Below are 26,192 nucleotides of genomic sequence, written 5' to 3'. Positions count from 1 at the left end.
GAATAGCGGCTATTGTAACCTGAAAAAACACAAAACGACTATGCAACGACAATCTGAACTGAAAAACTGGCTCGAGGCGCTTTACCCCCAGCGGGCGTTCAATCTTGAGTTTGCCGCCGCCGATGCCGATTTCCGCCGCTACTTCCGCGCCGTGTTTTCAGACGGCCAAACGGTTGTCTGTATGGATGCCCCGCCCGATAAAATGAGCGTTGCACCTTATTTAAAAGTGCAAAAACTATTTGATATGGTTAACGTGCCGCAAGTTCAGCATGTGGACGAATCTCAAGGTTTTATGGTGCTGAACGACTTAGGCAATACCACGTTTCTCACCGCCATGCAGCACGAGCCTAGCGAAATTGCCCATAAAGCGCTGCTGCTGGAAGCCATTGACGAACTGATTGTTTTGCAGAAAAACAGTCAAGCCGGCGTATTGCCCGAATATGACCGCGAAGTGATGCTGCGCGAAATTAACCTGTTCCCCGAATGGTTTGTGGCTAAAGAACTGGGCAAGCCTTTGAACTTCAAACAAAAGCAGCTGTGGCAGCAAACCGTGGACGTTTTACTGCCGCCATTGCTGGCTCAGCCGCAAGTGTATGTGCATCGCGATTTCATCGTCCGCAACCTGATGCTGCAAAAAGACCGCCCCGGCGTGCTGGATTTCCAAGACGCTTTATACGGCCCGATTTCTTACGATTTGGTGTCGCTGCTGCGCGATGCCTTTATCGAATGGGAAGAAGAATTTGTGCTGGATTTGGTGATCCGCTACTGGGAAAAAGCGCGTGCGGCCGGTTTGCCCGTGCCTGAAAATTTCGACGAATTTTATCGCTGGTTTGAATGGATGGGCGTTCAACGCCATCTGAAAGTAGCCGGTATCTTCGCGCGGCTTTATTACCGCGACGGCAAAGACAAATACCGCCCCGAAATTCCGCGCTTTTTGAATTACCTGCGCCGCGCCACCCGCCGTTATCATGATTTGGCGCCGCTGTATGCTTTGTTGGTGGAGCTGGTGGGCGATGATGAACTGGAAACCGGATATACCTTTTAATAAGTAAACACAGCAGGTTTATGCTAAGAAATGATTCAGACGGCCTCGAAGCATCGATGAGGCCGTCTGAAATTTTTTGATGGAACGAATAATGTAAAAACAATAGTTTGTTGCTTTAAGCTGCTAAAAATGTGAAGAAAATGCATCGGTTTACAACATTATTCGGTAAAAAAAATCCCATAACTTGCAGTAGAAAGCATTTGCCCCTATTCTACATACACCGGTGCATGTATTGCACCATTGTTAAGGAAACAAATCCATGAAAAAAACCAAATTCTTTGCCCTGTATGCCGCCGCTGCTTTGTTGGCGACTGCAAACGTTTATGCAGCCAAAGAAATCAAAGTAGCATCCAATAACACATCTTACACACAAGACAACGTACAAAAGCTCGCTTCTACTGCCGTGAGCATGGGCGTGAAAGAGCCGGTTAACCTCAATCTGTCCGGCGGTAATCTGACCATTTCGGGTAGCTCTTCAACCAAGTGCGTATTTAAAGTCGGCGATGGTGATACGCCGAAAATTCAAGGTGTGAACTGTAAATAATACGTTCTCCGTTTAACCGGCCGCCCTCTGAGTTATAGCGATTCAGAGGGCGGTTTTGTTATGGGGAAGTTTTGTTTTACATATTTGACCAATCTGTGAAAAAAACGCACACTTGTTATATTTCACAAGTAACCATTGAATATAAGAGAACATCATGAACGCAACCCGGTTGTTACAAACGCTCACGGAAATTGTCGGCCAGCAATACATCATTACCGATCCGGCCAAAACCGAACCCTACCGCCAAGGCTACCGTTTCGGCGAAGGTAAAGCACTTGCCGTGGTGCGGCCGGGCACTGTGTTGGAGCAATGGAAGATTCTGCAAGCCTGTGTGGAAGCCGATGTGATTGTGCTCACGCAGGCTGCCAATACGGGGCTGACCGGCGGTTCCACGCCCGACGGCAACGATTACGACCGCGATATCGTGATTGTGAACACTATGCGCATGGACATCATCCGCCCCATCAATAACAACGAGCAAGTCGTGTGTCTGCCGGGCGCTACTTTGAATCAACTTGAATTGCTGCTGAAACCGTTGGGGCGCGAACCGCATTCCGTAATCGGCTCATCGTGTATCGGCGCATCCGTGCTGGGCGGCGTGTGCAACAATTCGGGTGGCGCACTGGTACAACGCGGCCCCGCTTATACCGAAATGGCTTTGTTCGCGCAAATAGACGAACAGGGAAAGCTTCATTTAATCAACCATCTGGGCATTGATTTGGGCGAAACCCCCGAAGAAATCCTCACCAATCTGCAAGGCCATCATTATCAGCAAAAAGACATTACCCGCGATGCCGGAAAAGGCCACGATCACGCCTACTGCAATCATGTGCGCCAAGTGGACGAACCCACCGCCGCCCGTTTCAATGCCGACCCTGCCCGCCATTACGAAGCATCGGGCTGTGCCGGCAAGCTGATGGTGTTTGCCGTGCGCTTGGATACCTTTCCTTTGGAAAAAAATATCGCCGTTTTCTATATCGGCACCAACGATACCCAAGAACTCACCGACATCCGCCGCGCCGTGTTGGGCAGTTTCAAAAATCTGCCCGTTTCCGGCGAATATATTCACCGCGATGCCTTTGATATGGCTGCCGAGTACGGCAAAGACACGTTTTGGGTGATTAAAAAATTCGGCACACACCAGCTGCCCAAGTTGTTTGATTTCAAGGCAAAAGTCGATCGGTTGGGCAAGAAGTTCAAGCTGTTGCCGCCGCACTTTTCAGATAAGGTTTTGCAGTTTGTCAGCCGATATCTGCCGGAACATCTTCCTTATTCTTTGCGCGACTACCGCAGCCGTTTCGAGCATCATTTGATTTTGAAAATGGGCGGCGAGGGGGTTGACGAGGCGAGGGCGTTTTTGAAAACTTATTTTGCCGAAAAATCGGGCGCTTATTTTGAATGCAGCCCCGAAGAAACCCAAGCGGCCATGCTGCACCGTTTTGCCGTGGCTTCCGCAGCCGTGCGCTACCGTGCCGTGCATGATCAAGAAGTGGAAGACATTGTGGCGCTGGATATTGCTTTGCGCCGCAACGATGATGATTGGTTTGAACGGCTGCCGTCTGAAATCGACAGTAAAATCAGCCACAAACTTTACTACGGCCATTTCATGTGCCATGTATTCCACCAAGACTATATCGTGAAAAAAGGCCATAACTGCACGGATTTGGAACACCAAATGCTGGAGCTGCTCGACCAACGCGGCGCTCAATATCCGGCGGAGCACAACGTAGGCCATCTGTATGAAGCCAAGCCTGCTTTGAAGCAGTTTTACCGCAAGCTCGACCCGACCAACAGTTTTAATCCGGGGATTGGTAAAACGTCTAAAAAGAAACATTGGGCCTAATAAACGGCGGATGATGGTTGGAGAGATTGAGGCCGTCTGAAAGCGAACTTGAGAGCTTCGCAACTTTTTCAGACGGCCTCAAGGTTTTATGGATAGATGGATATGGAAACGGCCTTGACGAAGCAGCCCCAACTGATTTGCCTGCTTGCAGATCACAGCTGCGCCGATCTGTATCGCGCGGAAATGCTGGATGTGCAGGACAAAAACCGCGTGGCGCACAATCCGTCTCTGGCGCAACGGATGGATTGGAAGGTAAGCCGCTACCTCAAGCAGCAGGCGGTTTTGCCCGTGCTGTCTTTGTCGCACAGCAAAGGTTCGGCGGCTGTTTTAACGGGTAATGGCGTACCGCATGCCGGTGTGGATTTGGAATACATGCGGCCGCGCGATTTTGCGGCGCTGGCCGAGTGGGTGGCTGCTCCGCACGAGCAGGAATATTTGGCGCAACGCGGTTGGCTGAGTGAAGATTTTTACGAACTGTGGACCTTGAAAGAAGCCTTATTGAAAGCCGCAGGTTTGGCGTTCCCGTCGGATATGCAAAGGGTAGGGTGGCAATATGATTCAGACGGCCTCAAATGTCTGCATGTGAACCAAGAGGGTGGTTGGAACGGCATAAGCGCAAAAATAGGCAATTTCATGCTGGCTTGCGTATGGAAAGGGCAGGCGGAATGTACGCTGGAAGCGCCGCGTGATATGGAAGTCCACATCATAAAGCGTTGGCATGTTTGCAGCGGCAACGGTTAAAGCAGATGTTTAAACAAAAGATACTTAGGCTTAAACCCGCAGGCTAAGGGCGTAAAATATCAACTTAACGGTATTGTTCGCTTTACAAAGCATGTAGCCAATAAACCCACAATCTAAAGGAGAAGCCATGAATCTATTTTCCCTCAACGGCCAAACCGCTTTAGTAACCGGCAGCGCCAAAGGCATCGGCAAAGGCATTGCCGAAGTGCTGAAAAAAGCCGGAGCCAATGTCGTTATCGCCGATATCGACCGTGAAAACGGAGAGAAAACGGCGGCCGCATTGGGCGGGCATTATCAATATTTGGATGTGCGTTCTCAGCAAAGTTGCCGGGAAGCGGTTGAGCAAGTGGTGAAGCAGCACGGTAAGCTTGATATTTTGTGTTCGAACACCGGCATTTTCCCGCAAAAAAACTTAGCCGAAATGAGCGAAGCCGATTGGGACAACACCCACAGCATCAACCTGAAAGGCACGTTTTTTATCGTTCAGGCGGCCTTAAACGTGATGCAGCCGCAGAATTACGGGCGGATTGTGATTACTTCGTCGATTACCGGCCCGGTAACCGGTTTTCCGGGGTGGAGCCATTACGGCGCCAGCAAAGCCGGGCAGCTCGGCTTTATGCGCAGTGCAGCGCTTGAATATGCACGCTTCGGCATTACCGTTAATGCCGTGATGCCGGGCAATATTTTGACCGAAGGTTTGGAAGCGCAGGGCGAAACTTATCTGGCGCAAATGCGTGCGGCCATTCCGACCCACACTCTCGGCAAGCCGCAAGACATCGGCTATGCAGCCTGTTTTTTAGCCAGCCGTGAAGCTGCTTATATTACCGGCCAAACATTGATTGTGGACGGCGGGCAGATTCTGCCGGAGTCGCCGGAAGCTTTGTTGTAATAGGTTTGAAGTAGTTGAGTGAGGCCGTCTGAAAAAGCAGATTGGACTTTCAGACGGCCTCAAAAGACCGGGTTCTGTGAGAAACAGAACCCGGTCTTTGTTTTTATCCCGGCAGATAAATTATTCGTGTGATTTAATTAAGATGAAAATAATTAATACTTATATAATGAGTTTTTGTGAAAACGAGTCGGCATGTGTAAAGGTTCAGCTTTGTTTTTCATGCAGATTTTTCTGTTTTAAGCATGAAACTGCGGGATGTTGATGATAAATAAGCCGGCAGAAAAAAGTTCTTAACATGTTAAGAACTATTCAGATGAAACATAAAATTTCACAAAAAATTAAATAAATTTGACAAAATTTCAATTCTCATTTAATTTTTTCGCTAGAGACTTGTCGAGAGCTTCACTGTACTCAAACCGTTTTGAAGATGCCCTGCAAGTCTTTTGACACATACCTCTATTGGAGAAATCGATATGCAATTAAAAAAATATACCTACTTAAGCTTGGCAGTTGCGACAGCATTGTCATTGAGCGCATGTAATAAAGATAAAGCAGAAGCAGGCGCTCCGGCCAAGCCTGAATGTATCGCACCGGCCAAACCGGGCGGCGGCTTTGATTTGACTTGTAAGCTGGCGCAAAGCGGTTTGAAAGATACCGGCCAATTGGATAAACCGATGCGCGTAACGTATATGCCGGGCGGTGTGGGCGCAGTAGCGTATAACAAAATCGTTGCCAACGATCCTGCCAATAACGATGCGATTGTGGCGTTTTCTACCGGCTCGCTGTTGAACTTGGCGCAAGGCAAGTTCGGCCAATATTCAGAAAAAGACGTGCGCTGGCTGGCGGCTGTCGGCACCGATTACGGTATGGTTGCCGTGAATGCTGATTCGCCTTTGAAAAACCTGCAAGATTTGGTTGAGGCGTTGAAGAAAGACCCCAAATCCATCAGCTTCGGCGCGGGCGGCAGCGTGGGCGGTCAAGACTGGCTGCAAACTGCGATGGTGGCCAAGGCTGCCGGCATCAAGCCGAAAGACATGACTTATGTGGCGCTTGAAGGCGGCGGCGAGGCGGTTACGGCGGTTTTGGGTAACCATATCAGCGTGGTAAGCGCGGGTATTGCAGAGATGGGGCCGCATATCGAATCCGGCAAAGTGCGCGTTTTGGCGGTGTTTGCGCCGAACAGACTGGAAGGCCGTCTGAAAGACATTCCTACGGCAAAAGAGCAGGGCTATGACGTGGAATGGCCGGTAATCCGCGGCTACTACATGGGGCCGAAAGTGAGCGAAGAGGCTTTCCAATGGTGGAAAACCCATTTCGATGCCATGCTGAAAGATCCGAAGTTTGCCGAATTGCGTGCCCAACGTGATTTGCTGCCGTTCCAGCTGACCGGCGACGAATTGGCACGGTATGTGGAAAAAAATACCGAAGAAATGCGTGCGTTGTCTAAAGAATTCGAGTTGATCAAATAATTGGGAAAGAGGGTAAGTATTGGCTCGAACAGCTTTTCAAGTGTTTGATAAAACTTGAAATTGATAAAAACGGCAACTGCGGTTGCCGGTTTTTATTATGATTTGGCCGTATAGTGATTAAAGAATACTTTTGACGGTTTTCGACGGAGTTTAAGCGTATGAAAATAGAACGCTTGTTTGCCGGAGTATTGTTGTTGGCAGTGCTCGGCCTTCTCTATCTGGCATGGGGTTATACGGCTCCGATTGCTTATGATCCCTTAGGGCCGCGCCCTTATCCCGTGCTGATTCTTTCTCTGCTTGGTTTGTGCTGCGTGTTTTTGATTGTGCGGCCGCGTGGAGAATATATTGATTTAGGCTATACCCCGGCCATTTTGAAAAAAGTCGGCCTGTGTATCGGGTTTTTGGCCGCTTATGCAGTTTTGTTTGAAATTTTAGGCTTTCCTATCGCCACGGCTTTGATGGCTTTCGGCGTGGGCAAGCTGTTTGGCGGCAAAACCCTGCATTGCGCAATATCCGGTGCGGTATTGGGCGGGCTTTTGTATTTATTGTTTAATTCGTTGCTTGATGTGCCGCTGCCGTTGGGCTTTTTCGGTTGATCATGGCGGAGGTATATAAATGGAAACGTTAGAATATTTGATGTCGGGTTTTCAGGTGGCCTTGATGCCGAAAAACCTGTTGCTGGCGTTTATCGGTGCCTTTATCGGCACCATTGTTGGTATGTTGCCCGGTTTGGGGCCGATTAACGGCGTGGCTTTGCTGCTGCCTTTTGCCTTTGCGTTGGGCTTGCCGGCAGATTCGGCTTTGATTTTGCTGGCGGCCGTTTATCTCGGCTGTGAGTACGGCGGGCGGATTTCGGCTATTTTGCTTAATGTGCCGGGCGATGCGGCGGCGATTATGTCAACGCTTGACGGTTATCCTTTAGCCAAGCAGGGTAAGGCGGGCATTGCGTTGTCTTTATCCGCGGCCAGCTCGTTTGTCGGCAGCCTGATTGCCACCATCGGCGTGGTTTTGTTTGCACCTTTGTTGGCACATTGGGCGATTGCATTCGGCCCTGCGGAATACTTCGTACTGATGGTGTTTGCCATTACCTGCTTAAGTGGCTTGGTTAGCGACCAACCGGTGAAAACCGGAGTAGCAGCGCTGATCGGCTTGGGTTTGGCGATGGTGGGTGTGGATGCCGTAACCGGTGTGTACCGCTTTACTTTTGATTCGGTTAATTTGTCGGACGGAATCCAGTTCACCACCATCGTTATCGGCTTTTTCAGCGTCAGCGAAATTCTGATCATGCTGGAGCATACGGAAAAAGGCCAAAAAGCGTTGGAGCAGGGCAAGCGCACGTTGTTTAATTTGAAAGAACTGCTGTTCAGTTTGGGTGCGATTGTGCGAAGCGGTGTAGCCGGTTTCTTTATCGGTATTCTGCCGGGAGCGGGTGCTACGATTGCCAGTGCGATGTCTTATACCAACGAGAAAAAAATTGCCGGCAAAGAAGGCAATTTTGGTAATGGCGATTTGCGCGGTATTGCCGCCCCCGAAGCCGCCAACAATGCCTCTGCCTGCGGTTCGTTCATTCCCATGCTGACTTTGGGCGTGCCCGGCTCCGGCACGACCGCCGTGATGATGGGCGCGCTCACGCTTTACAACATCACGCCCGGCCCACAGCTGTTTAGCGAACAGCCCGATATTGTGTGGGGATTGATAGCCTCTTTGTTTATCGGCAACGTGATTTTGCTGGTTCTTAATATTCCGCTAGTGGGTTTCTTTGCCAAATTGTTGAATGTGCCGAATTACATTCTGATTCCTGCCATTGCGGCGGTAAGCTTCGTAGGCGTTTATGCTATTCACAGCACAACTTTCGACCTGATTTTGATGGTGTGTTTGGGTATTTTCGGTTATATCCTGCGTAAACTGAATTTCCCGCTTTCAGCATTGATTTTGGGTTATGTGTTGGGTGAATTGATGGAGTCGAGCCTACGCCGGGCACTGTCTATTTCGCAAGGCGATGTCGGTATTTTGTTTAACGGAGTGATTGTGCAGGCTTTGTGGACTTTGTCTGTGTTTATGGTGCTGCTGCCGATATACCGTTGGTTGCGCCGCCGTAAAGCTGCTTAACGCACGGCTGATAGCGATATGATGGCAAACTGCATATGGTTTCATTAAGAATATGTACCATATGCAGTTTTTTGTTATACATTGTCTGTAAGTTACTGAATTGCTTTGATGCAATAGGGAATGCCCAAATGAACACGTTAACCAAGTATTTAATCGGGTTTGCCGCTGCGCTTGCCGGCGCATTAGCCGCCAATGCTATCGGGCTGCCGATTCCGTGGCTGCTGGGTTCATTGTTGGCAACCGCTGTGTTGAGCTTGAACGGCTTACCTGTAAAAGCACCGGGGCTGTGCCGTAAAGTGGGCTTAACGATTATCGGAATTTCTTTGGGGCTTTATTTCACGCCCGATATGGTCAGTTTGCTGCTCAAATATTGGCCTTGGCTGCTTTTCGGTATGGTGTTTTCCGTTAGTCTGGGTGTGCTTGGCAGTTTGCTGCTTTATCGTTTTGCCCGCGTGGATTTTGTAACTGCTTGGTTCGCTTCGGCCATGGGCGGAGCCAGTGAAATGGCGAATATGGCCGATCAGAAAGGCGCACAAATCGACAAAGTCGTATCCGCGCATTCGCTGCGTGTGTTGATGATTGTGACCATCGTGCCGTTTTTCTATCAATACATGGGCTATCAAAACATCGATAACAGCGTATTGCAGCAAAACACGCAAATACATTGGGGTGGCTTGATATTGCTCTTTGGTTTGGCTTATATGTTTGCACGATTTTTCGAGTGGCGAAGATGGTCGAATCCGTGGACGTTCGGCCCTCTTTTGGCAGCAATATTGTTGACCGTTTCCGACATCCACTTATCCGCCATGCCGCTCGTGATTTCTAAAATCGGGCAATTATTTATCGGCTGGGCGTTGGGGAACAAATTTTTACCGAGCTTTTTCAAAAGCGCCCCGCGTTTATTAAGCGTAGTGGCGGTCAGCGTAACCATATCGCTTTTACTCACAGCGCTGGCAACTTATATTTTGGCAAAAATCAGTGTAATTCCCTTACCGACATTAGGCTTAGGCTTGGCACCCGGAGGAGTTGCGGAAATGACGATTACCGCAAAAGTATTACAGCTCGGGGTGCCGGTTGTTACAGCATTCCACGTTTCCCGTATGGTGGCGGTAGTTGGTAGTGCCGGGGTTTTGTGCCGGTTTATGGAGGGATGGGTAAAGCGGAAAATTAATGGCGGATAGCAGCTCGCGGTGAATGAGATTGCCGAACTCGTCATGGTAGTAGCTGATGCCGTTGTAGTGTTTGATGCGGTTGTCGGTTACGGCGTTGAGGCCGTCTGAAACGGTTTGGCCGTTGGTGGACAGGATATTGTGCGCAGGGTCGAAGGCGAACCGTTCGTTGCCTGCTTGGGTGATTCTGCCGAGTTTGTCATACTCGAAATGCGTCGTTCCCGTCCGCTGGTCGCTGCTGTGGAGCAGGTTGCCGGTTTTGTCGTAGCCGTAGCTGCGTTTGACCGCGGTTTGGGCAGGGGTGCGGGCGGGTATGTAACCCGCCCCTACGGCTGTTTTGCCGCTTTCAGACAGGCTGTCGAGTGCGGCTATCTGTTTTTTCAGACGGCCTAGCGGGTCTAGCTCGTAGCGGCTGGTTAAGGCTCCCTGTGTCCTTTGGATTTCGCGGTGGAGTTTATCGCGTTCGATGTCGCTGATGACTTCGCCGTCGAGGTTGATTTGGTGCAGGTGGCCGCTGCCGTAATACAGGTAGTTGATTTGTCTGCCGTCGGGCAGTACGGTGGTGGTGCGGTTGCCGTTGAAGTCGTAATGGTAGTGGATGCTGTCGGTAATCGGCTGGAACAGCATATCGTACTGCGGGTCGCGCCAGTCGGTGTCTATCAGGCCGTTTCGGGCGTTCTCTTCTTTAGTCGGTACCTCCTGTTAAATATCGTGCAAAACTGAGCCAGGGAAACGGGGAGTTGTGCTCCAAAAGTGAGCCACTCTCCGTTTGTTATAAACTGCTCCGCTCTATCACACAGCGGAGCCCAACCTGGATGTTATGCATGGAAACCATCGCAAAAGTGCACCGGCTTTTTCACCGACAGAAACTCTCACAACGTGAAATCGCCAAACAACTCAAACTCTCCCGCAATACAGTCGCCAAATATCTGCAGCACGCCACAGTCGAACCCCCCGTCTACCGCAGAGAACAAACCCATTACCCCAAGCTCGGTCCTTTTCTTGACGTGTTGACCCAACAGTTGCTCCAAGAAGCCCGGCTGCCCAAACAGCAACACCTTTCTGCCCGTCGACATTTCGAACGCCTCAAAGATGCCGGTTATGCCGGACAGTACAGTGCCGTTGCCGTATTTATCCGCAAATTCCGCCAACAGCACCAACCCAAGCCGGTTCCGGTCTTTATGGCTCAGGCTTTTGCTCCGGGTGATGCTTATCAGTTTGACTGGAGTATCGAAACCGTTTGTTTGGCCGGACAGACCGTTAAGGTAAATATCGCTCATTTCCGCTTATGCCACAGCAGGGCTTTTTTCGTTTGTGCTTATCCCAATCAGAAAGCTGATATGTTGATGGATGCGCACAACCGCGCATTCGCTTTCTTCGGCGGCGTACCTGCCCGCGGTATCTACGACAATATGAAGACCGCCGTTACCCGAATCGGCAAAGGTAAGGAGAGAGAGTTTAACGCACAGTTTTTACAGATGATGACCCACTTTCTCATTGAACCGGTTGCCTGTACCCCGGCCTCCGGCTGGGAGAAAGGCCAGGTCGAGCGGCAGATACGCCACCTGCGCGAAAGATTGTTCAAGCCGACTTTGGCTTTTGATTCCTTTACCTCTCTCAACGACTACCTGCAACAGCAATGCCTGCGGCTGATGCGGCAGCACAAACATCCCGAATACAGGCAGCCGGTTAACGACATATGGGAAAGGGAGAAGCATTCGTTGGCTGCTTTCCGTCCCTATCCGGCAGAACGTTTGGAGATACTCAAAGTCAGCAACCAATCTTTGGTTACCGTCGAACGCCACCGTTACAGCGTGCCGGTCGAATGGGCGGGCAATACGGTTAGGGTTTATATCGGCGCACAGACCGTCCGCTTTTGTAGCGATACCGACTGCATTGCCGAACATCCGCGCAGCTTTGTGAAAGACGGCATCAGCTATAACCCTTGGCATTTTTTGCCCTATCTGCAAAAGAAACCCGGAGCGTTAAGAGACGGCAGGGCTTTTATCGGCTGGGTACTGCCGCCCGTCATAGAGCGTCTGAAAGCCTGTTTGCTTAAGCAGCCCAAAGGAGACCGGGTGATGGTCAAACTGCTGAACCTGATGGCCGAATACGATGCCGACTTGGCATTGACGGCAGCGGAATTGGCATTGGACGAAGGTATGCCGACTCCGGAGGCAGTCTTGAACATCATCAACCGTCTGAAAGAACCTCCGCCACCCCGTTTCCATATTAGGGACATCCCGCTTACCGTCCCGCCGTCAGTTGATTGCAGCCGTTATGACCGCTTACTGAGTCTGTCGGGCAAACAAACGGATACGATGAAGGAGAAGCATCATGCAGCATGAACGTCTGGCGGGACTGTTGAAAGAATTGAAACTCGGTGCGATGGCGGAGCAGTGGGATGAAATCGTAGTGGACGGCATCCGTCGCAAACGGGGTACGCTGGATATTCTGGAGCGGTTGTTGACTGCCGAACATATAGCCAAAACCGCAAGGAGTACCCAAAACCGGATTAGCCAGGCAAGGTTTCCGCAACACCGCAGTTTGGCCGACTTCGATTTTGAGCAGAGTTTGATACACCGTCCGGCATTGGAACTGCTTTTGGGCGGGGACTATATCAGACAGAAGCGTAATGTGGTGTTGGTAGGCGGACCGGGTACGGGCAAAACGCATATTGCCACAGCATTGGGTATCGAAGCGGCGACACAAGGATTTAGGGTACGTTTTTGGAATGTACTGGACTTGGTCAACAAATTGGAAGCAGACAAAGACGAAGGCCGTCTGAAACTGACCGAGCAGCAATGTCGGTACGATTTGTTGATTCTTGATGAGTTGGGGTATCTGCCGTTTAGTCAGAAAGGCGGTGCGCTGCTGTTTCATCTGATGAGCCAACTGCATGAAAGGACGAGTGTTGTCATGACAACCAATTTGGCCTTTAGCGAATGGGTGAAACTGTTTATGGATGAAAAGATGACGGGTGCTTTACTGGACCGCCTGACTTATTGCTGTGATATTTTTGAGACGGGCAATGATTCTTACCGGATGAAACACCGCTCATAGGGTGGCTCAATTTTAGACCACAACTGTGGCTCAGTTTTGGAATGGAATTGACAACTGCCGTCTTTCTTAAAGATTTCCACCTTAACCAGTTGGTCATGCAAATCATAGAAATAGTTTTGTACTTCGCCGTCGGGCAGTTCCCTATGAATCAGGTTGCCGAGGTCGTCGTAATAATAGCTGATGCCGTTGTAGTGTTTGATGCGGTTGTCGGTAACGGCGTTGAGGCTGTCTGAAACGGTTTGGCCGTTGGTGGACAGGATATTGTGTGCCGGGTCGAAGGCGAACCGTTCGTTGCCCGCTCGGGTGATTCTGCCCAGTTTGTCGTACTCAAAGTGCGTGGTGCCCGTCCGCTGGTCGCTGCTGTGGAGCAGGTTGCCGGTTTTGTCGTAGCCGTAGCTGCGTTTGACGGCGGTTTGACTGTAACCCGCCGCTACTTTGTTTTTGCCTTTGCCGCTTTCAGACAGGCCGTTGAGGGCGGCAATCTGTTTTTTCAGACGGCCTACCGGATCCAATTCGTAGCGGCTGGTCAAGGCACCCTGTGTCCTTTGGATTTCGCGGTGCAGCTTATCGCGTTCGATGTCGCTGATGACTTCGCCGTCGAGGTTGATTTGGTGCAGGTGGCCGCTGCCGTAATACAGATAGTTGATTTGTCTGCCGTCGGGCAATACGGTGGTGGTGCGGTTGCCGTTGAAGTCGTAATGGTAACGGATACTTTGGGTCTGCGGTAAAAACAGCATATCGTACTGCGGGTCGCGCCAGTCGGTGGCTATCAGGCAGTTTCTGGCGTTTTCTTCTCGGGTCGGTACCTTCCAGTGGTGCTGGTCGATGAGTTGGCCTCCTGCGTTGTAGTCGAAGCAGGTAATGCTGTGTGCATTGGCGGCGCGGACGAGGTTGCCGTTGGGGTCGTAATGATAGGCGGTTTCCTGAACCTTGCCTGTGCTGTCGTGGGCAAGGGTTTGGATCAGGCGGCCCAAGATGTCGCGTTGGAACTCGGTGATTCTGAGCGGGGTTTTGTCTTGGAGGCCGTCTGAAAGCGGGAATATGTATGTTTTGTTTACAAGCTATTCGTATATTCGTGCTGCATTAAGAATATCTGCCAACATGCTCCAATTTAAAGTTTGATTATCGCAATACTCTTCTTTGCCTATATTTTTATAATATCCATCCATATCCTTAATCCAGCTTTCCATGGCCTCTAAAAAGCTACTTAAGGTATTATTTTCAAAGTTTCCTGTATTTGTTTCATTGATGAATTCTCTTAAAAAAACTAAAAAATCATTTCTGTCATTAATTTTCATGGTTTAACTAAAATTAATTTAATATATTTATTGAAATTTTATTCAAAAATTTATTACAACTTGCTTTTTATCTTGAGTTTTTTGCCAATATTCTTGATACATGGTAAGGCAATCATATATTATATTATATAAAGATTCATTTTTTTTTCTTAGTCTTTCTATAAATTTGAAATTTATAATTATTTTTCCTTCAGGTAACCAGCTTAAATCTTGCATGCATTCATCTAGTGCATTGTAATTAAATCCAAAATAATTTGGAAAGTATAACTTTTCATTCATGATTTTTAAAAAACTGTTTGATGTTCTTAAACTTCCTAGATTAATATCTACGACAAGAGTATTACTCATTATAATATTACCTCTACAAATGTTTCATAAAACGTATCTTTATTTGTTATTTAAATATATTGTCATAGTCTATTTGGCAAGAATTTAGAAAAATATGGAATTTTTCTAAAGCATCTTTCACATTTTTATTGTCATGTTTTAATAATTGAATTTGTTGTTCTGAATCTACATCAATTATATCAATGATAGTTCCTAGCTCATGCAAGATTGTAAATCTTCCTAAAATTTCATCAGATATATAAGTTAGGCTCATGACCTCCATTGATTGATCATCTGAACTTTCTAGAATTTCAAAATTAGATAAATCCAATGTTTTTAGATAAGTTATAAAATCGTTTAAAGGGTTAATTCCGTTCAATTGTAATCTCCAAAAAATGATATTTAGTTATATGATTTTTAGCAGTCATTGCTTTCATTATCTTTAATATTGCCATTTTTATCTTTTCTTTTGCAAACTTGTATATCAGTAGCTTCGGGCATTTGTGGAACAGGCTTTCCTTTTTTCTTCGCTAATCGTGCCTCCAGCGTATTTGGCCCTAAAATTTTTCCCCAACCTGATTGAGCATTTGTCATTTTCACAGATGAATCTGGAACATCAAAAGCAACAAAAACACTTCCTGTTGCCGCTTGCTTACCGAAAGCATTTGGGTTCGCAGGTACTGCCACATGAGTAGTTCCCGAATCGCTCTCTATAACCTTATTAGTTGCTTTCATTTTTTGACATTCTTGGACACTCATCCATCTACCAACGCGTATCAATCCTAAAATATCAATCCATTGATTTGCATTTGGCGCAAACCAATACATGTTATCCCCACCTCCTAACCCAATCGGATCCTGATTAACAAACCTACCCACATCAGGATCGTAATACCGGAAGAAGTTGTAATGCAGCCTGATTTCGCTGTCGCAATACTGGTTCTGCAACCTGAACGGCTGGTGCGCTCTTCCCGTTACGTTGGTCTCTTTGGAGAGTTTGCCCCAAGCATCGTATTCGCCGAACCATATCAGATTGCCGTCCCTATCGGTCATCTCGCGCGGAATGCCGATTTGGTCGCAGTGGAAGTAGTTGATCTCCTGTCTGCTTTCGCCGTCCGTATCGGTGTAGCTGTGAATTTGCGCCAGCGGTTCGTAACTGTCTTGGTCGGTGTGGATATAGGTATATCTGCCGTTGCCGTTTACTTCCTGAACCAGGCGGCTGCCGCTCCATATAAACTCGGTAACGTCTTCGAGGCCGTCTGAAATTTGCCCGCCGTTTTTCAGACGGCCTTTACTGATTCTGCGACCTAATGCGTCATAATCAAACAGCCATGTCTCTTTTACCCATTCTCCCGTTTCAGGATTGTGTTTGAACGTTTCCGTTTTGACAAGTTGGTGAAACACGTCGTAGTACAGGTTTTGGGTGCTGCCGTCGGCAAATTCTTTGTGTACGGTGTTGCCGAATGCGTCGTAGAAGAATTTTGCGCCGTTATAGGTGTCGATGCGGTTGTTCTGGATTTTGCGTTCGCGGTTGTCGATAATGTTGTGCGCGGGGTCGAAGGCGAACCGTTTGTCCCCCGCTTGGGTGATTTGCCCCAGCGGGTCGTATCCGTAATGTACCGTACCACTTCTTTGGTCTGTCGAATGGGTAAGGTTGCCGGTTTTGTCGTAGCCGTAGCTGCGTTTGACGGCGGTTTGGCTGTAACCCGCCCCTACGGCTGCTTTGCCGTTTTCAGACAGGCCGTTGAGTTGTGCGATTTGGGCTTTCAGACGGCCCAGCGGGTCCAGTTCGTAGTTGCTGGTCAAGGCTCCCTGTGTCCTTTGGATTTCGCGGTGCAGCTTATCGCGTTCGATATCGGCGATAACGGTGTCGTCCAGCATAATGCTGTGTAAATGCCCGCTGCCGTAATATAAGTGATGGATGCGTTGGCCGTCGGGAAGTTCGGTAACGGTGCGGTTTCCGTTTGCATCATAAAAATAACGGATATCGGCACTTTTGCCGAGCAGGAACATATCGTGTTCGGGGATCTGCCAATCCAATTCGGGCAAAGCCAAGGCGGCGCATTCCTGCGCTGCGGGAAGTTTCAAAGCATATTCGCCGATAATGCCGCCGTTGGGATTGTAGTCAAAGGCTGTGCTGTGGTTCGGTATGGCTGCGCGTATCAGGTTGCCGTTTGAATCATAGTCGTAAGTGCGCTGCCCGATGCTGCCGTCGGTATATTTGGCAAGAATATGTTTCAGACGGCCTAAGTTGTCACGGCCGTATTCGCTCACAATCAATGGGGTATGGTCTTTGAGGCCGTCTGAAAGGTTCTTGTCGGCAGTAATGTCGACTGTGCCGTATTCGCTCTGCTGCACCAGTTCGCTGCCGGCGTTGTAGTGGTAAGCAGTCAGTTTACGGTCGAAACCGCTCTCGGCCACCAAACGGTCGAGCACGTCGTAGGCGAAGCGGTAGCGGGCGCCGTTTTCGTTGGTGAGGCCGATGAGCCTTCTTGCTTGGTCGTAGTGGTAGTCGAAGGTGTGGCCCAGCGCATTGGTGCGTTGTGTCGGCAAACCGTCTTGGCCGTATTCGTATGTGGTGGTGTGGCCTTCGCCGTCGGTATGGGCGGTCAGGCGGCCGGCATGGTCGTAACGGAAGGTTTCTTTGCTGCCGTCGGGATAGAGGGCGAGGGTGAGGTTTCGGTTGGCGTCGTAGTGATACTCGGTGTGCCGGCCCAAGGCATCGGTAATGCGCGCCAACTGTCCTTCGGGAGTGTAGGCCAGTTTGGTTTGGTAACCGGAGCAGTCGGTAATCAGGTCGGGCTGGTGGTTATGGTCGTAGCGGTATTCGGTGGTGCTGCCTTTCGGGTCGGTCACGCTCAGCAGCAAACCGTTGCCGGCATATTCGAAACGGGTGGTGTGTTTGAGCGGGTCGGTGTGGGTGAGCAGGTTGCCGGCTTCGTCGTAGGTGTAGCCGTCGTAGTTTCCTTCGGCATCGCTTTTGCGGATGAGGCGGTAGCTGTCGTCGTAGTCGAAATGCAGCATGGCGCCGTCGGGGCGGACGACGGTCTCGATTTGGCCTTCGTTGCTGTATCGGTAGCGGGTAACGCGCCCCATCGCATCGGTGTGGCTGAGCAGACGGCCCAAGTTGTCGCGTTCCATGATGTTGGTGCTGCCGTCGGCGAACACCCGTTTGGTCAGTTCGTTGTTGTCGTCGTACCAGTATTGTTCGGTGCGCCCCAACACGTCGGTCACTTCGGTGTAACCGTCGTGATAAGCGAAACGCCATTCTTCGCCCAACGAAGTCCAGTTGCGCAGCACTTTGCCGGTGGGGGTGTAATGGCTGTATTCGTAATAGGCGGTCAAACCCGCCGCATCGGTGTGCGACACCATCAGGTTGTTTTGATAGGTGAAACTGCGTTTGACCGCGCCGTCGCGGCCGATCACGCGCAGCAAATCGCCGCTGCAGCTGTATTCGTAGCGCACCAATGCCGCCCCGACCTGCGCGGCTGCGCCGACAGCGGGCAGGGCATCGAGCAACGATACCGACAACAAGCGCAGCTTCGGCGCGGCGGCATCGGCGACATTGCCGAAGTGTAGATAAAACACCCGTCCGTTGCCGTCGATAACGTATTGCGGCAATCCGGTGAGCGGGTGGTAGATAAAGCGCTGATGGTTACCGTTGGCATCTTCCACCGCCACCAATGGCAAGAGGCTGCAACTGTTGCCGTTCGGATCGTCTTCCGACACCGCCAGCGGCGCGAAACGCAACGACACCGAACCGTCCAGCGACGCAATCACATAATGGCCGTCTGAATTCTTGCTGAACCAGATTTGTTCGCTCTCGAACAACACCGGTTCTTCATCGTCTTCGTCCACTTCCGGCAGCGGAAACAGCCGCCCCTGATCGTCGATATAGGCCAAGCCTGCCGCATCGCGGATGATGCGTTGGCTGCCGGGTATGCTCCAGCCCTCGCCGAGCCAGCCGGTGCCGTCTTGGTCGGAATAATAGCTGCGGTTCCACACCAAAGGCATCAAGCCTTCGAAGGCAAAATCGGTTTCGTTCTCCAGAAACTTCAACCCGTGAATCGGATTGACCGGGCGGCCGACCGCCGCCGCAGCCTTACAGGAAATACACGGTTTCGGCGGCAGTTTTTTATTATATTTATTGTTCATGTGGAACATATCGCCGGCACGGACGATATAGCGCTTGCGGATTTTAACCGAAGAAGAATGCATCATCGGCCAGGCCGGTTTGGTGGCGGTGCGGGAAATCACCCCTTTGCGGCCGGGTAGGGCGATTTCGTCGCCGTAGGTGCGGTTCGTTTTACTGGCTTTGAAGACGAAAGCGGGTTTGCGGTTGATTTTAACGTCTTTGGCAACTTTTTTAGCACCGCCGAGGTCGGCGAACAGCGGGAAAGGAATCGGCGGCACTTGCGGCGGAGCGGGCGGGGGCGGCCAACAGAAATCGGGCACGGTAAAAATCACGCGGAACGAACTGCTCTTACGGGCGATTTTGTTGATGGCCATGAATATGCTCCTGTTTCGGTAATCTGCTTAAAGCGGTTTGCGGTCGGAAATCAATCGGTTTATGCGGGTGCCGTTAACGACGGCGGTATGGGGATAAATTCAGTTTGCGAATCACGGCAGGCTTGGGCGGCGGCGATTTGGTCTCCCCGTTCGTGCCGCGCGATAAACCTGAGTTGACACGAAGCGATTTCCAGCTCTTCCGCAAAAGAGGTTCGGTAGTTGCAGTCGATGCGCCGTTTTTCCACATCTACAAACACGGTATCCAGCACCATATCTTTGCACAATGACTGATTGGCTGCGGTATAGGCATGGACGAACACGGTTTCTACCGGCAGTTCGACGGTAAAGTGCTGGTTGGGCGCTTGGAAGGAATGCACCATACCGGAGAAACCGAGTTCATAAATATGGTTGGGTTTCAGATGGGGCAGTTGCAGCGACGGATGCGCGCCGTTCCAATAGGCCATAGAAAAATCTTCCGGCAGCAGCGGGGCGCGGTTTTCAATCCAATGGGTGTCGGCGGTGCCGGTATGTTTGGCGCGGCGGGCGAAGTAGCGCGGCATGAAGCCGAAGCCTTCGGGGGCGGCTTTTTCGGCAGGATCGCGCACGGGTTTGGCCGGATCGTAAATCTGATGGGCTCTCAGCATCCGCTTGAAGCTGTTTTTTTGCAGGAAGGATTTCGGATAATAGCCGATGCCGATGGCGTTTTCCTGATAGCCTGTGTGGTCGTCTTCGACTTCGCTGCCGCCGAAAGCAAATTCATAGCGGATGGGCAGGGAAAGGATAGGGGAGGGTTCGCCGACAGACCAGCCCACGGCTTCGCGTACCCAATAGCGCTCCCCGGTAACGGCAAGGGTTTTGCGGTAATCGCCGATGCTGACCGAAGCGGCAAATTGCCGGGCAGGCAGATCATCAGGCGCGTAGGCTACCGCATTGATCACAAAATCCGTTTTCGGTTTATAAAGGCAAAAATCGCTTTCAAACTCGGTGGCGGTTTGCGACGGCTCGCCGTAAAAGGTATCGGCAAACGTAAGCGGCGTTTGCGTGCGGGCAAACTGTAATTCCGTCTTGCCGGTTGCCGGGTCGATTTCAAACTCATAGCTGACTTTGGCCACCACAACATCATACGTTCGATCCAATTGGTCGACGTTTTTAAATTGCTGTGTGTGGAAACAGGTAAAGTTTTCCAGCTCAAACATAACGGTTCTTCTCTAGTTGATGTCCACTTTTTTACCGTCCATATCCACCACCTTGGAACCGACGATTTTGATTTTTTTGCTGACAATCGCAATCTTGTTTTTATCCATCACAATCATGGAATTACCGACTTGCAGGGTGATTTTGGAATTGGCGGACAAAGTAATGTTGCGGCCGGCATTGAGGCCGATGTTCATGCCGGCATTGATGTTCATGATAAGGCCGACACTGTGCATTTCCGCCGCTCCGACGTTGGTCATCCAGCCGCCGCCGACGTTCAGCATATAGCCCGCACCGATATTGGTCATCTGGCCGATGCCGACATTATTCATACCGTTTTGGCTTACCGTTTCCTGCTTGTTGCCGCCGATGCTGCTGACTTCGTTTGAAACCACGGTTTTATTGCGGTTGGCTCCGACGGTAAACGCTTGGTTTTGGCCGACGGTAACGTTTTGATCCTGCCCCACTGTCAAAGCCTGACTTTGGCCGATGGTTACATTTTCGTTTTGACCGACCGAACGGCTGCGGTTCATCGCCACGTCGACGCTTTGGTCTTTGCCCACGCTGGTGCTTTGGTTTTGGCCGACGCTGATGCTTTGGTTTTGGGTGATGCTGGCCGTTTCGTTCTGCCCCACCGATTTGGTGCGGTTTTGGGTAATCGAAGCCGTTTCGTTTTTCTGAACGGTTTTCGCCCTGTCGCCCACCACCGTTACCGTTTCGTTATTACCGATGGTGGTGGTGCGGTCGTTATTGACGTTGCGGGTTTCGTTATTTTTAACCAGCGATGTCAAATCTTTCTGCGCCTGAAAATTCACCATTTCAGAGCCGGCGGTATCGTTGAACATCAACTCGTTAAAGTTGGAAAGCGGCGAGTTGAAACTTTTACTCTTAATACCGGATTGCTTGGCGGCGGCAGGGAACCCCCACGGCGGCGACATTGCGCTGTTATACAGACGGCCTAATACGATCGGCCGGTCGGCATCACCGTTAATGAAGTCGACCAACACTTCTTCGCCGATACGCGGCGTATTGATGGAACCGTATCCCGCACCGGCCGAGCCTTGCGTTACGCGCACCCAATTGGAGCTGTTTTCATCCATTTTGCCGTAGCGATCCCAATGGAATTGAACTTTAATATCGCCGTATTCGTTGGTATAAACTTCTTCTCCGGCCGGGCCGGTTACCGTTGCGGCCTGCGTGCCCAACACTTTCGGTTTGGGTGTTTTCAGCGGCGGGCGGTATTGGTACGACTTCGGCAATACACGGAACGAAATTCTGAATTTGCCGATACGGTCGCCGGTGGTATAGCCGGCTTCTTCAAAATCGTAGTTTGCCTTCAAAATCGTATATTCGGTATTGGATGACGAATGCGGGTGTCTGCTCAGGGTAAACGTATAGCCCGGAGCAATCGTCAACGCCGTGCCTGAGCCGGTAATGACTTTGGTTTGGCTCTTCAAATCTTCACTGCGCACTTGGCTGTAATTCTGCGCTTCGGAAACATCGCTGAAGCCGGTATAGAAATCATAATGTTCCATAGAAACCGAGCTGAAATCGTGGACGGAATCCGAAGACTTCATCGGCACTTTGGCGTTTTTATAATTGTATTCTTGTGTAACGAACTGGCTGGATTTCAGAGAGTCCCGCTCTTCCCAGATGTCGATATAAGCAGTGCTGGGCGCGCCCGGCGCGGTTTGGCGGGAGTGGTAAGGAATGTTGGAAGAAGGAATCGCCTGCAAAATGCCGACATCGTCTGCGATAACCAGCTCGTGCGAGCCGTTGCTGTGGGTGAAATAATAATAAATGCCTTCTTGTTCAAACAAGCGGTTTAGGAAATCGAAACTGGTTTCTTGATATTGAACGCAAAAGCCCCTTGTCCGATACCCTTTTTGGCATTTCACTTGATATGGGAATCCGAACGGCGATAAAACTTCATTGGCGATATCCAACACCGATTTATCAACAAACACCCTGCTGTCTACATTTTGAGTGAGATACCACATAAACGGGCGGGCGGTACAAGCATAAGCATGGTAGCCCTCTTCGTCTTCATCTTCACCGATGTAGCCGAAATCGGTAACCAAGCCGTTCAGGTAGCGCGGGCTGCCCGCTTCGGTATCGATTTCCAGCGTTACGGGCTGGCCGATGATATCTTTGCCTTGTAAATTGGAATCTTTAGAAACAAATGTGATATCAAATTCAAAAAGATTGGAAACGGATTCCGCCCCAAGCATTTTTTTGAATAACAGTTGTGGTCCCAAAGGTGTATGAGCAACGATTGTTCTATTCATTTCGGGAAATTCCTTATTCACATTAAAAACCAACATTCCGTTTGTTAAGCGCCTAAACCTTTATTTTTAATCATTTGCAGGTGGATTTCGGAATGTGTTATTTCAGACGGCCTGCTTACATCCTCATTAGACGCTTAAACGCACTGAAAATTCCTTAATTTATTTAAATTAAAGGGGTTCGATGCGGTAGAGGTTGTAAATTCAACCACAACGTTTTTGCCTTGGATGTTGTATTCAACCACGGTGGTGTTCCCTGTTTGGCGGACGATTTTTCCTTTTTCAATCAGGCGGAAGATTGACCACGGCCCGGTGGCGCTGATACCGGCGCTGTTGATTTGAGGGGAAGAAATGTCTATTTTGGCCAAAGCGTTTTCATTTTTAGACGGCCAAGTAAAGGTCGCAGGATTAACAGGCCCGTGGCTGTATACATAGCTTTTTCCGTCGTACGAAATATTTACGCTCTCCAAGCTGGCATCGAGAATCAAAACTTTAACTGCGAAATCAAACGAAGGGGTTTCCGAACCTTTGTCGAAATAGCCTTGTCGGATGGCTGCTATGTCGTCCAATTTGGAAAAGCGGTCTTTAAATGCGCTGTTTTTAGCCGTTAATGTTTCCAGCTTTTCCGAGCGAGCCAACACGGCAGCTTCGCCTGATAAGTTGGTAAATTTGTTGTAGATGCCGTTAGGGCCGAAGATGCTGGAGAAACTTTCCAAGGCAACATTGTTTTCCGACCCTCTTTCGAAAGGATAGCCCTGTTGGCGGGTTTCTTGGCAACTGTTAGTTAGAGTAGCCAATTGTTTTTCCAAAGTAGACATGAGTTTCTCATCGACAATCTTATCGGTGTTTTTCAAGATAATCTCAGAAAAATTGTCCAGCATTTGGCGGAAAGGTGAGGGCAGTCGGTTTACTTCGGCCTTGTATTTCACAAAAGGATCGTCGGGAGGCAGATCCACCCCTTTTTCTACCGCAACGTTAACGGCAACCAAATAAACATACAAATCGTTGATGGCTTCGGTAATGCCGTTAATGGCGGGAGGCTGATCATTTGTGGTTTCGGTCAGTATATGGAAGTCTGCAAAAGCATCATCAACAGGTGTTGCTTGTTTTAAAGCGGCCAATTCGTTTTTCACATTGGCTTCACCTTCAGCGCCTAAAAGCTTGGAGAGGCCGGCTCTGTTTAACCAATCGGCAATTTTGCTGCCTGCTTTTTCAGTGACCCGATTATCAATGGTTAGCGTTGTGTTATCGCTAATTCCTTTGATGATATTAGCCAAAGGGGAATTTTTTTCAGACAGCAGTTTGGCAATCTGAATGCTCTCGCGCGATGATTTCGGCGTAACTAATGACAAGTCGGCTAAATAATTATTCCATACTCTAATGTAGTTGCTGAAATAGAGCCTTTGGGCATCGGAAAGAACGGAAGCCTTGCTTTGGCTTAAAGAGGCGTAATTACCCAGCACCCAGTTATCTTCGTTAAAAAACTGTTCTGCCGATTTAACCATGGCAGGTAATACTTTGGTGATGTATGCCTCTTTGGTATAGATGAAGTTAATCGGTTCTTTTAAAGCCCCGCCTGTTTTCCGACGGAACAATAAGTGGCTTTGTACACCGCCCATGCTGGAAAAGGAAACAGGTGTAACCCCTTCTTTGCCTGAGCGGGCAACCGTATTCACGGTATCTTCCAATACCATGGTGGCAATATCCCTTTGGGCAATTTCCTGCCTGCGGCGTTCTACCAATGCTTCATCATAGGGTACGCTGGGCGTGATGCTTTGCTTGGAAAGGATTTGGTTTAAAGCCTTCTCGACAGATTTTTTTTGCTGCTCGCTCATGCCTGAAGATTCTGCTTTAGACAGATTAGACATCAGCCAGTTTTGCATAAAAGCCGCATCGAAATGTTCTTTATTAAACATCATCAGATAGGCTTTTAAAGCGTTATAGCCATTGATGCCGTCTGAACCGCTGGTTGTGCGCAGAAGCTCGTCCAGCTTATAGCTGATTAAAGGCATTACGTTGTCTTGGAGAATTCTGCGGTAGGCAGACTCACCCACGTCCTCCATTTGAGCGCCTTGATACAGACCCATACGGTAGCCGAGGGGAGGGGATGAGAGATCGGGAATTTCGCTGCTTCTGGTGGTGTCTCTAACGTGTTCTGCAAACGTTACCGCTTTAAGCAAATCGGGCGCATCTGCATATTTTTTTGCATCCATGCCCAATTTAGTTGCTTTGCTGCCAACCTGTTCCAAATAGGAACGGTTATTGGAGTAGCTGTTCAACATCATGGTCAAGCAGGTAATTACGGTAGCCGCAATCGCGCCGACGCCGAGCCAATACAGCATTTGGTTTTTGACGAACCAAGATTTATTTTCCCCGGCTAAGTTTGCTTCGCTGAGGATAACGTCGGAAAACAATCTGTTCAGGAAGAAGCTGCGATCAGAGGTCTGAGCTGCGGTTCTCTCCGAATCCAAGTATTTTCTTGATAATTGGAAATCGCTTTGCAAACCTTCCAAGATGGGGTTGAGATGCTGCCCGGTTTGAGTACCGCTTGAAAAGTAGACACCTCTCCATGCAATCGGTTGCTCAAATTTAGAAGATTTGGATAGCTCTTTAAAGAGAGAAAGCACGGCTTGGTTCAGACGTTCAAACTCCTCAGGGAAAGCAAAAGCAGCAGCTTTGTCTTCAGAAGATTCCAATTGGTGGATGGTGCCTAACATAGACGAGCGCAATTTATCCACAATCTCCGATAAGGCATTGGATGCGGTGGCAATCGGCGTTTCCATTCCTTCTGTGTCAGACAGGGAAATACCTAAGTATTGGTTTCTTTGCTCTTCTGTTAAATGAGCGAAGAATTTATCAAAACCATGTAGCAAATCCAGTTTGGTAATCATGAGGTAAACAGGGAAATGAATACCTAGTTTGGTATGCATTTCGTGGATTCTTTTGCGCAGTTCAGCCGATATTTCCGTGATATTGGTTTTACCGCCTAATAAATCATCCACGCCCACAGTAACTAATACACCGTTGATAGGTTGTTTGGGGCGGTAGCGTTTCAGCAACGATACAAATTCTTCCCAGTCGCTGGAATCTTTATTGCTGTGGTTATCGTGTAGAGACAATCTGCCGGCAGTATCCAGCAAAACGATTTCATCAGATAAAAACCAATCGCAATCTCGTGTGCCTGCCAAGCCGCTGACAGACGTTCCCAAAGTGCTTTCCAGCGGGAAATTAAGGCCGGAGCGTTTCAGAGCTGTGGTTTTACCGGAGCCTGCTGCACCCAAAACGACATACCACGGCATTTGGTAAAGGTATTGACCTTCTTCCAGTCTCGCCAATAGGCTGTTTTTCGATTTGGAAAACTTGGCGTTTTTCAGCACTTTGTCCATCTCGGCAAACTGGCGGCTCATAGAGCTGATATCGCTTGCACTTTTCAAAATGGGTTCTTGTGCGGCTTTGATTTCTTTTAATAAAGCCGCATTACGACGCGATTCGCGATATTGACGGAATACGGCTTTAGCCAACCAAATACCGACAATGGCAGCACACACGGCAAAGCGCACGACTTTGCTCGCTAAAGGACGGATTTCTCCTATGGAAATCAGCGGGCCGATAAACCATACCAATATAATCAGACCGGCGATACCCAACATTACCCATAAAGAACGGGAACCTAGAAAATAAAGAATTTTTTTCATGTTTGTTTTTCC

Annotated in this window: 18 protein-coding genes and 2 pseudogenes; 11 read left to right on the top strand and 9 right to left on the bottom strand. The window is 49.4% G+C overall.

The genetic code is table 11. From position 1 onward, the window contains the following. The first annotated feature begins 40 nt into the window (after positions 1-40). The 9 genes from amgK to LVJ85_RS08905 all read left to right on the top strand — a co-directional run bounded on the left by amgK (position 41) and on the right by LVJ85_RS08905 (position 9,821). Positions 41-1,045: an N-acetylmuramate/N-acetylglucosamine kinase AmgK gene (gene amgK / locus LVJ85_RS08945; protein ID WP_085363598.1), complete on the top strand. Its 1,005-nt coding sequence runs from the start codon at positions 41-43 to the stop codon at positions 1,043-1,045. 259 nt (positions 1,046-1,304) lie between these two features. After that, positions 1,305-1,589, top strand: coding sequence for a hypothetical protein (locus tag LVJ85_RS08940; RefSeq protein ID WP_085363597.1), 285 nt, complete (start codon positions 1,305-1,307; stop codon positions 1,587-1,589). Positions 1,590-1,743: 154 nt separating this feature from the next. Continuing rightward, on the top strand, positions 1,744-3,432 hold the full coding sequence (dld, locus tag LVJ85_RS08935; RefSeq protein ID WP_244739001.1) for a D-lactate dehydrogenase: 1,689 nt from the start codon (positions 1,744-1,746) through the stop codon (positions 3,430-3,432). A 102-nt stretch (positions 3,433-3,534) separates the two neighbouring features. Continuing rightward, positions 3,535-4,173: a 4'-phosphopantetheinyl transferase superfamily protein gene (locus LVJ85_RS08930; RefSeq protein ID WP_244739000.1), complete on the top strand. Its 639-nt coding sequence runs from the start codon at positions 3,535-3,537 to the stop codon at positions 4,171-4,173. Positions 4,174-4,300: 127 nt separating this feature from the next. Beyond that, on the top strand, positions 4,301-5,062 hold the full coding sequence (gene fabG / locus LVJ85_RS08925; protein ID WP_244738997.1) for a 3-oxoacyl-ACP reductase FabG: 762 nt from the start codon (positions 4,301-4,303) through the stop codon (positions 5,060-5,062). 473 nt (positions 5,063-5,535) lie between these two features. Beyond that, a complete protein-coding gene (locus tag LVJ85_RS08920; RefSeq protein ID WP_244738996.1) occupies positions 5,536-6,531 on the top strand; it encodes a tripartite tricarboxylate transporter substrate binding protein in 996 nt (331 codons plus the stop codon). 158 nt (positions 6,532-6,689) lie between these two features. Then, complete coding sequence (locus tag LVJ85_RS08915; RefSeq protein ID WP_085363593.1) at positions 6,690-7,127, top strand: tripartite tricarboxylate transporter TctB family protein; 438 nt, start codon at positions 6,690-6,692, stop codon at positions 7,125-7,127. Positions 7,128-7,146: 19 nt separating this feature from the next. Next, complete coding sequence (locus LVJ85_RS08910; RefSeq protein WP_244738995.1) at positions 7,147-8,640, top strand: tripartite tricarboxylate transporter permease; 1,494 nt, start codon at positions 7,147-7,149, stop codon at positions 8,638-8,640. A 128-nt stretch (positions 8,641-8,768) separates the two neighbouring features. Beyond that, entirely contained in the window at positions 8,769-9,821 is a 1,053-nt protein-coding gene (locus tag LVJ85_RS08905) for an AbrB family transcriptional regulator (RefSeq protein ID WP_244738994.1), read from the top strand. Here the strand turns inward: LVJ85_RS08905 and LVJ85_RS08900 are convergent. Continuing rightward, a pseudogene (locus LVJ85_RS08900) lies at positions 9,822-10,508 on the bottom strand (type IV secretion protein Rhs); the annotation flags it as partial. Between the two features lie 116 nt (positions 10,509-10,624). Between LVJ85_RS08900 and istA the strand changes: the two are divergent. Together istA and istB are read left to right on the top strand one after the other, a co-directional pair. Beyond that, entirely contained in the window at positions 10,625-12,157 is a 1,533-nt protein-coding gene (istA, locus tag LVJ85_RS08895) for an IS21 family transposase (protein WP_182073206.1), read from the top strand. After that, on the top strand, positions 12,144-12,872 hold the full coding sequence (gene istB, locus LVJ85_RS08890) for an IS21-like element helper ATPase IstB (RefSeq protein WP_306424952.1): 729 nt from the start codon (positions 12,144-12,146) through the stop codon (positions 12,870-12,872). Before istA ends, istB begins: the two co-directional genes overlap by 14 nt. A 53-nt stretch (positions 12,873-12,925) precedes the next feature. Here istB and LVJ85_RS08885 read toward each other — a convergent pair. From LVJ85_RS08885 to tssM, 8 genes and pseudogenes are all read right to left on the bottom strand, one after another. Next, positions 12,926-13,915 (bottom strand): annotated as a pseudogene (locus LVJ85_RS08885) (type IV secretion protein Rhs); the annotation flags it as partial. An 18-nt stretch (positions 13,916-13,933) separates the two neighbouring features. Further along, on the bottom strand, positions 13,934-14,170 hold the full coding sequence (locus LVJ85_RS08880; protein ID WP_244738993.1) for a hypothetical protein: 237 nt from the start codon (positions 14,168-14,170) through the stop codon (positions 13,934-13,936). Between the two features lie 42 nt (positions 14,171-14,212). After that, positions 14,213-14,518 (bottom strand): barstar family protein, encoded by a 306-nt coding sequence (locus LVJ85_RS08875; RefSeq protein ID WP_244738992.1) that lies wholly within the window; start codon positions 14,516-14,518, stop codon positions 14,213-14,215. A gap of 46 nt (positions 14,519-14,564) precedes the next feature. Beyond that, positions 14,565-14,876, bottom strand: a complete 312-nt coding sequence (locus tag LVJ85_RS08870; protein ID WP_244738991.1) for a hypothetical protein — start codon at positions 14,874-14,876, stop codon at positions 14,565-14,567. 38 nt (positions 14,877-14,914) lie between these two features. Continuing rightward, complete coding sequence (locus LVJ85_RS08865) at positions 14,915-19,006, bottom strand: PAAR-like domain-containing protein (protein ID WP_244738989.1); 4,092 nt, start codon at positions 19,004-19,006, stop codon at positions 14,915-14,917. A 59-nt stretch (positions 19,007-19,065) separates the two neighbouring features. Next, positions 19,066-20,202: a DUF2169 domain-containing protein gene (locus LVJ85_RS08860; RefSeq protein ID WP_244738987.1), complete on the bottom strand. Its 1,137-nt coding sequence runs from the start codon at positions 20,200-20,202 to the stop codon at positions 19,066-19,068. Positions 20,203-20,214: 12 nt separating this feature from the next. Then, entirely contained in the window at positions 20,215-22,488 is a 2,274-nt protein-coding gene (locus LVJ85_RS08855) for a type VI secretion system Vgr family protein (protein ID WP_244738985.1), read from the bottom strand. Between the two features lie 134 nt (positions 22,489-22,622). After that, positions 22,623-26,180 carry a type VI secretion system membrane subunit TssM gene (gene tssM / locus LVJ85_RS08850; RefSeq protein WP_244738977.1) on the bottom strand — a complete coding sequence of 1,186 codons (3,558 nt, stop codon included), beginning with the start codon at positions 26,178-26,180 and terminating at the stop codon, positions 22,623-22,625. Positions 26,181-26,192 lie beyond the last annotated feature (12 nt).

Origin of the sequence: Neisseria sp. Dent CA1/247, assembly GCF_022870825.1 — a bacterium.
Lineage (GTDB): Bacteria > Pseudomonadota > Gammaproteobacteria > Burkholderiales > Neisseriaceae > Neisseria > Neisseria zoodegmatis.
Note: the sequence above shows the minus strand (reverse complement) of the source record. Positions and strands in the feature narration are given on the sequence as shown.

What these genes read in the sequence shown, in the direction of transcription:
- LVJ85_RS08920 (WP_244738996.1), top strand. Translation starts at nt 5,536, where the DNA reads ATGCAATTAAAAAAATATACCTACTTAAGCTTGGCAGTTGCGACAGCA.
- LVJ85_RS08860 (WP_244738987.1), bottom strand. Translation starts at nt 20,202, where the DNA reads ATGTTTGAGCTGGAAAACTTTACCTGTTTCCACACACAGCAATTTAAA.
- LVJ85_RS08865 (WP_244738989.1), bottom strand. Translation starts at nt 19,006, where the DNA reads ATGGCCATCAACAAAATCGCCCGTAAGAGCAGTTCGTTCCGCGTGATT.
- LVJ85_RS08940 (WP_085363597.1), top strand. Translation starts at nt 1,305, where the DNA reads ATGAAAAAAACCAAATTCTTTGCCCTGTATGCCGCCGCTGCTTTGTTG.
- LVJ85_RS08855 (WP_244738985.1), bottom strand. Translation starts at nt 22,488, where the DNA reads ATGAATAGAACAATCGTTGCTCATACACCTTTGGGACCACAACTGTTA.
- amgK (WP_085363598.1), top strand. Translation starts at nt 41, where the DNA reads ATGCAACGACAATCTGAACTGAAAAACTGGCTCGAGGCGCTTTACCCC.
- LVJ85_RS08880 (WP_244738993.1), bottom strand. Translation starts at nt 14,170, where the DNA reads ATGAAAATTAATGACAGAAATGATTTTTTAGTTTTTTTAAGAGAATTC.
- LVJ85_RS08930 (WP_244739000.1), top strand. Translation starts at nt 3,535, where the DNA reads ATGGAAACGGCCTTGACGAAGCAGCCCCAACTGATTTGCCTGCTTGCA.
- tssM (WP_244738977.1), bottom strand. Translation starts at nt 26,180, where the DNA reads ATGAAAAAAATTCTTTATTTTCTAGGTTCCCGTTCTTTATGGGTAATG.
- dld (WP_244739001.1), top strand. Translation starts at nt 1,744, where the DNA reads ATGAACGCAACCCGGTTGTTACAAACGCTCACGGAAATTGTCGGCCAG.
- istA (WP_182073206.1), top strand. Translation starts at nt 10,625, where the DNA reads ATGTTATGCATGGAAACCATCGCAAAAGTGCACCGGCTTTTTCACCGA.
- LVJ85_RS08910 (WP_244738995.1), top strand. Translation starts at nt 7,147, where the DNA reads ATGGAAACGTTAGAATATTTGATGTCGGGTTTTCAGGTGGCCTTGATG.
- LVJ85_RS08915 (WP_085363593.1), top strand. Translation starts at nt 6,690, where the DNA reads ATGAAAATAGAACGCTTGTTTGCCGGAGTATTGTTGTTGGCAGTGCTC.
- LVJ85_RS08875 (WP_244738992.1), bottom strand. Translation starts at nt 14,518, where the DNA reads ATGAGTAATACTCTTGTCGTAGATATTAATCTAGGAAGTTTAAGAACA.
- LVJ85_RS08905 (WP_244738994.1), top strand. Translation starts at nt 8,769, where the DNA reads ATGAACACGTTAACCAAGTATTTAATCGGGTTTGCCGCTGCGCTTGCC.
- fabG (WP_244738997.1), top strand. Translation starts at nt 4,301, where the DNA reads ATGAATCTATTTTCCCTCAACGGCCAAACCGCTTTAGTAACCGGCAGC.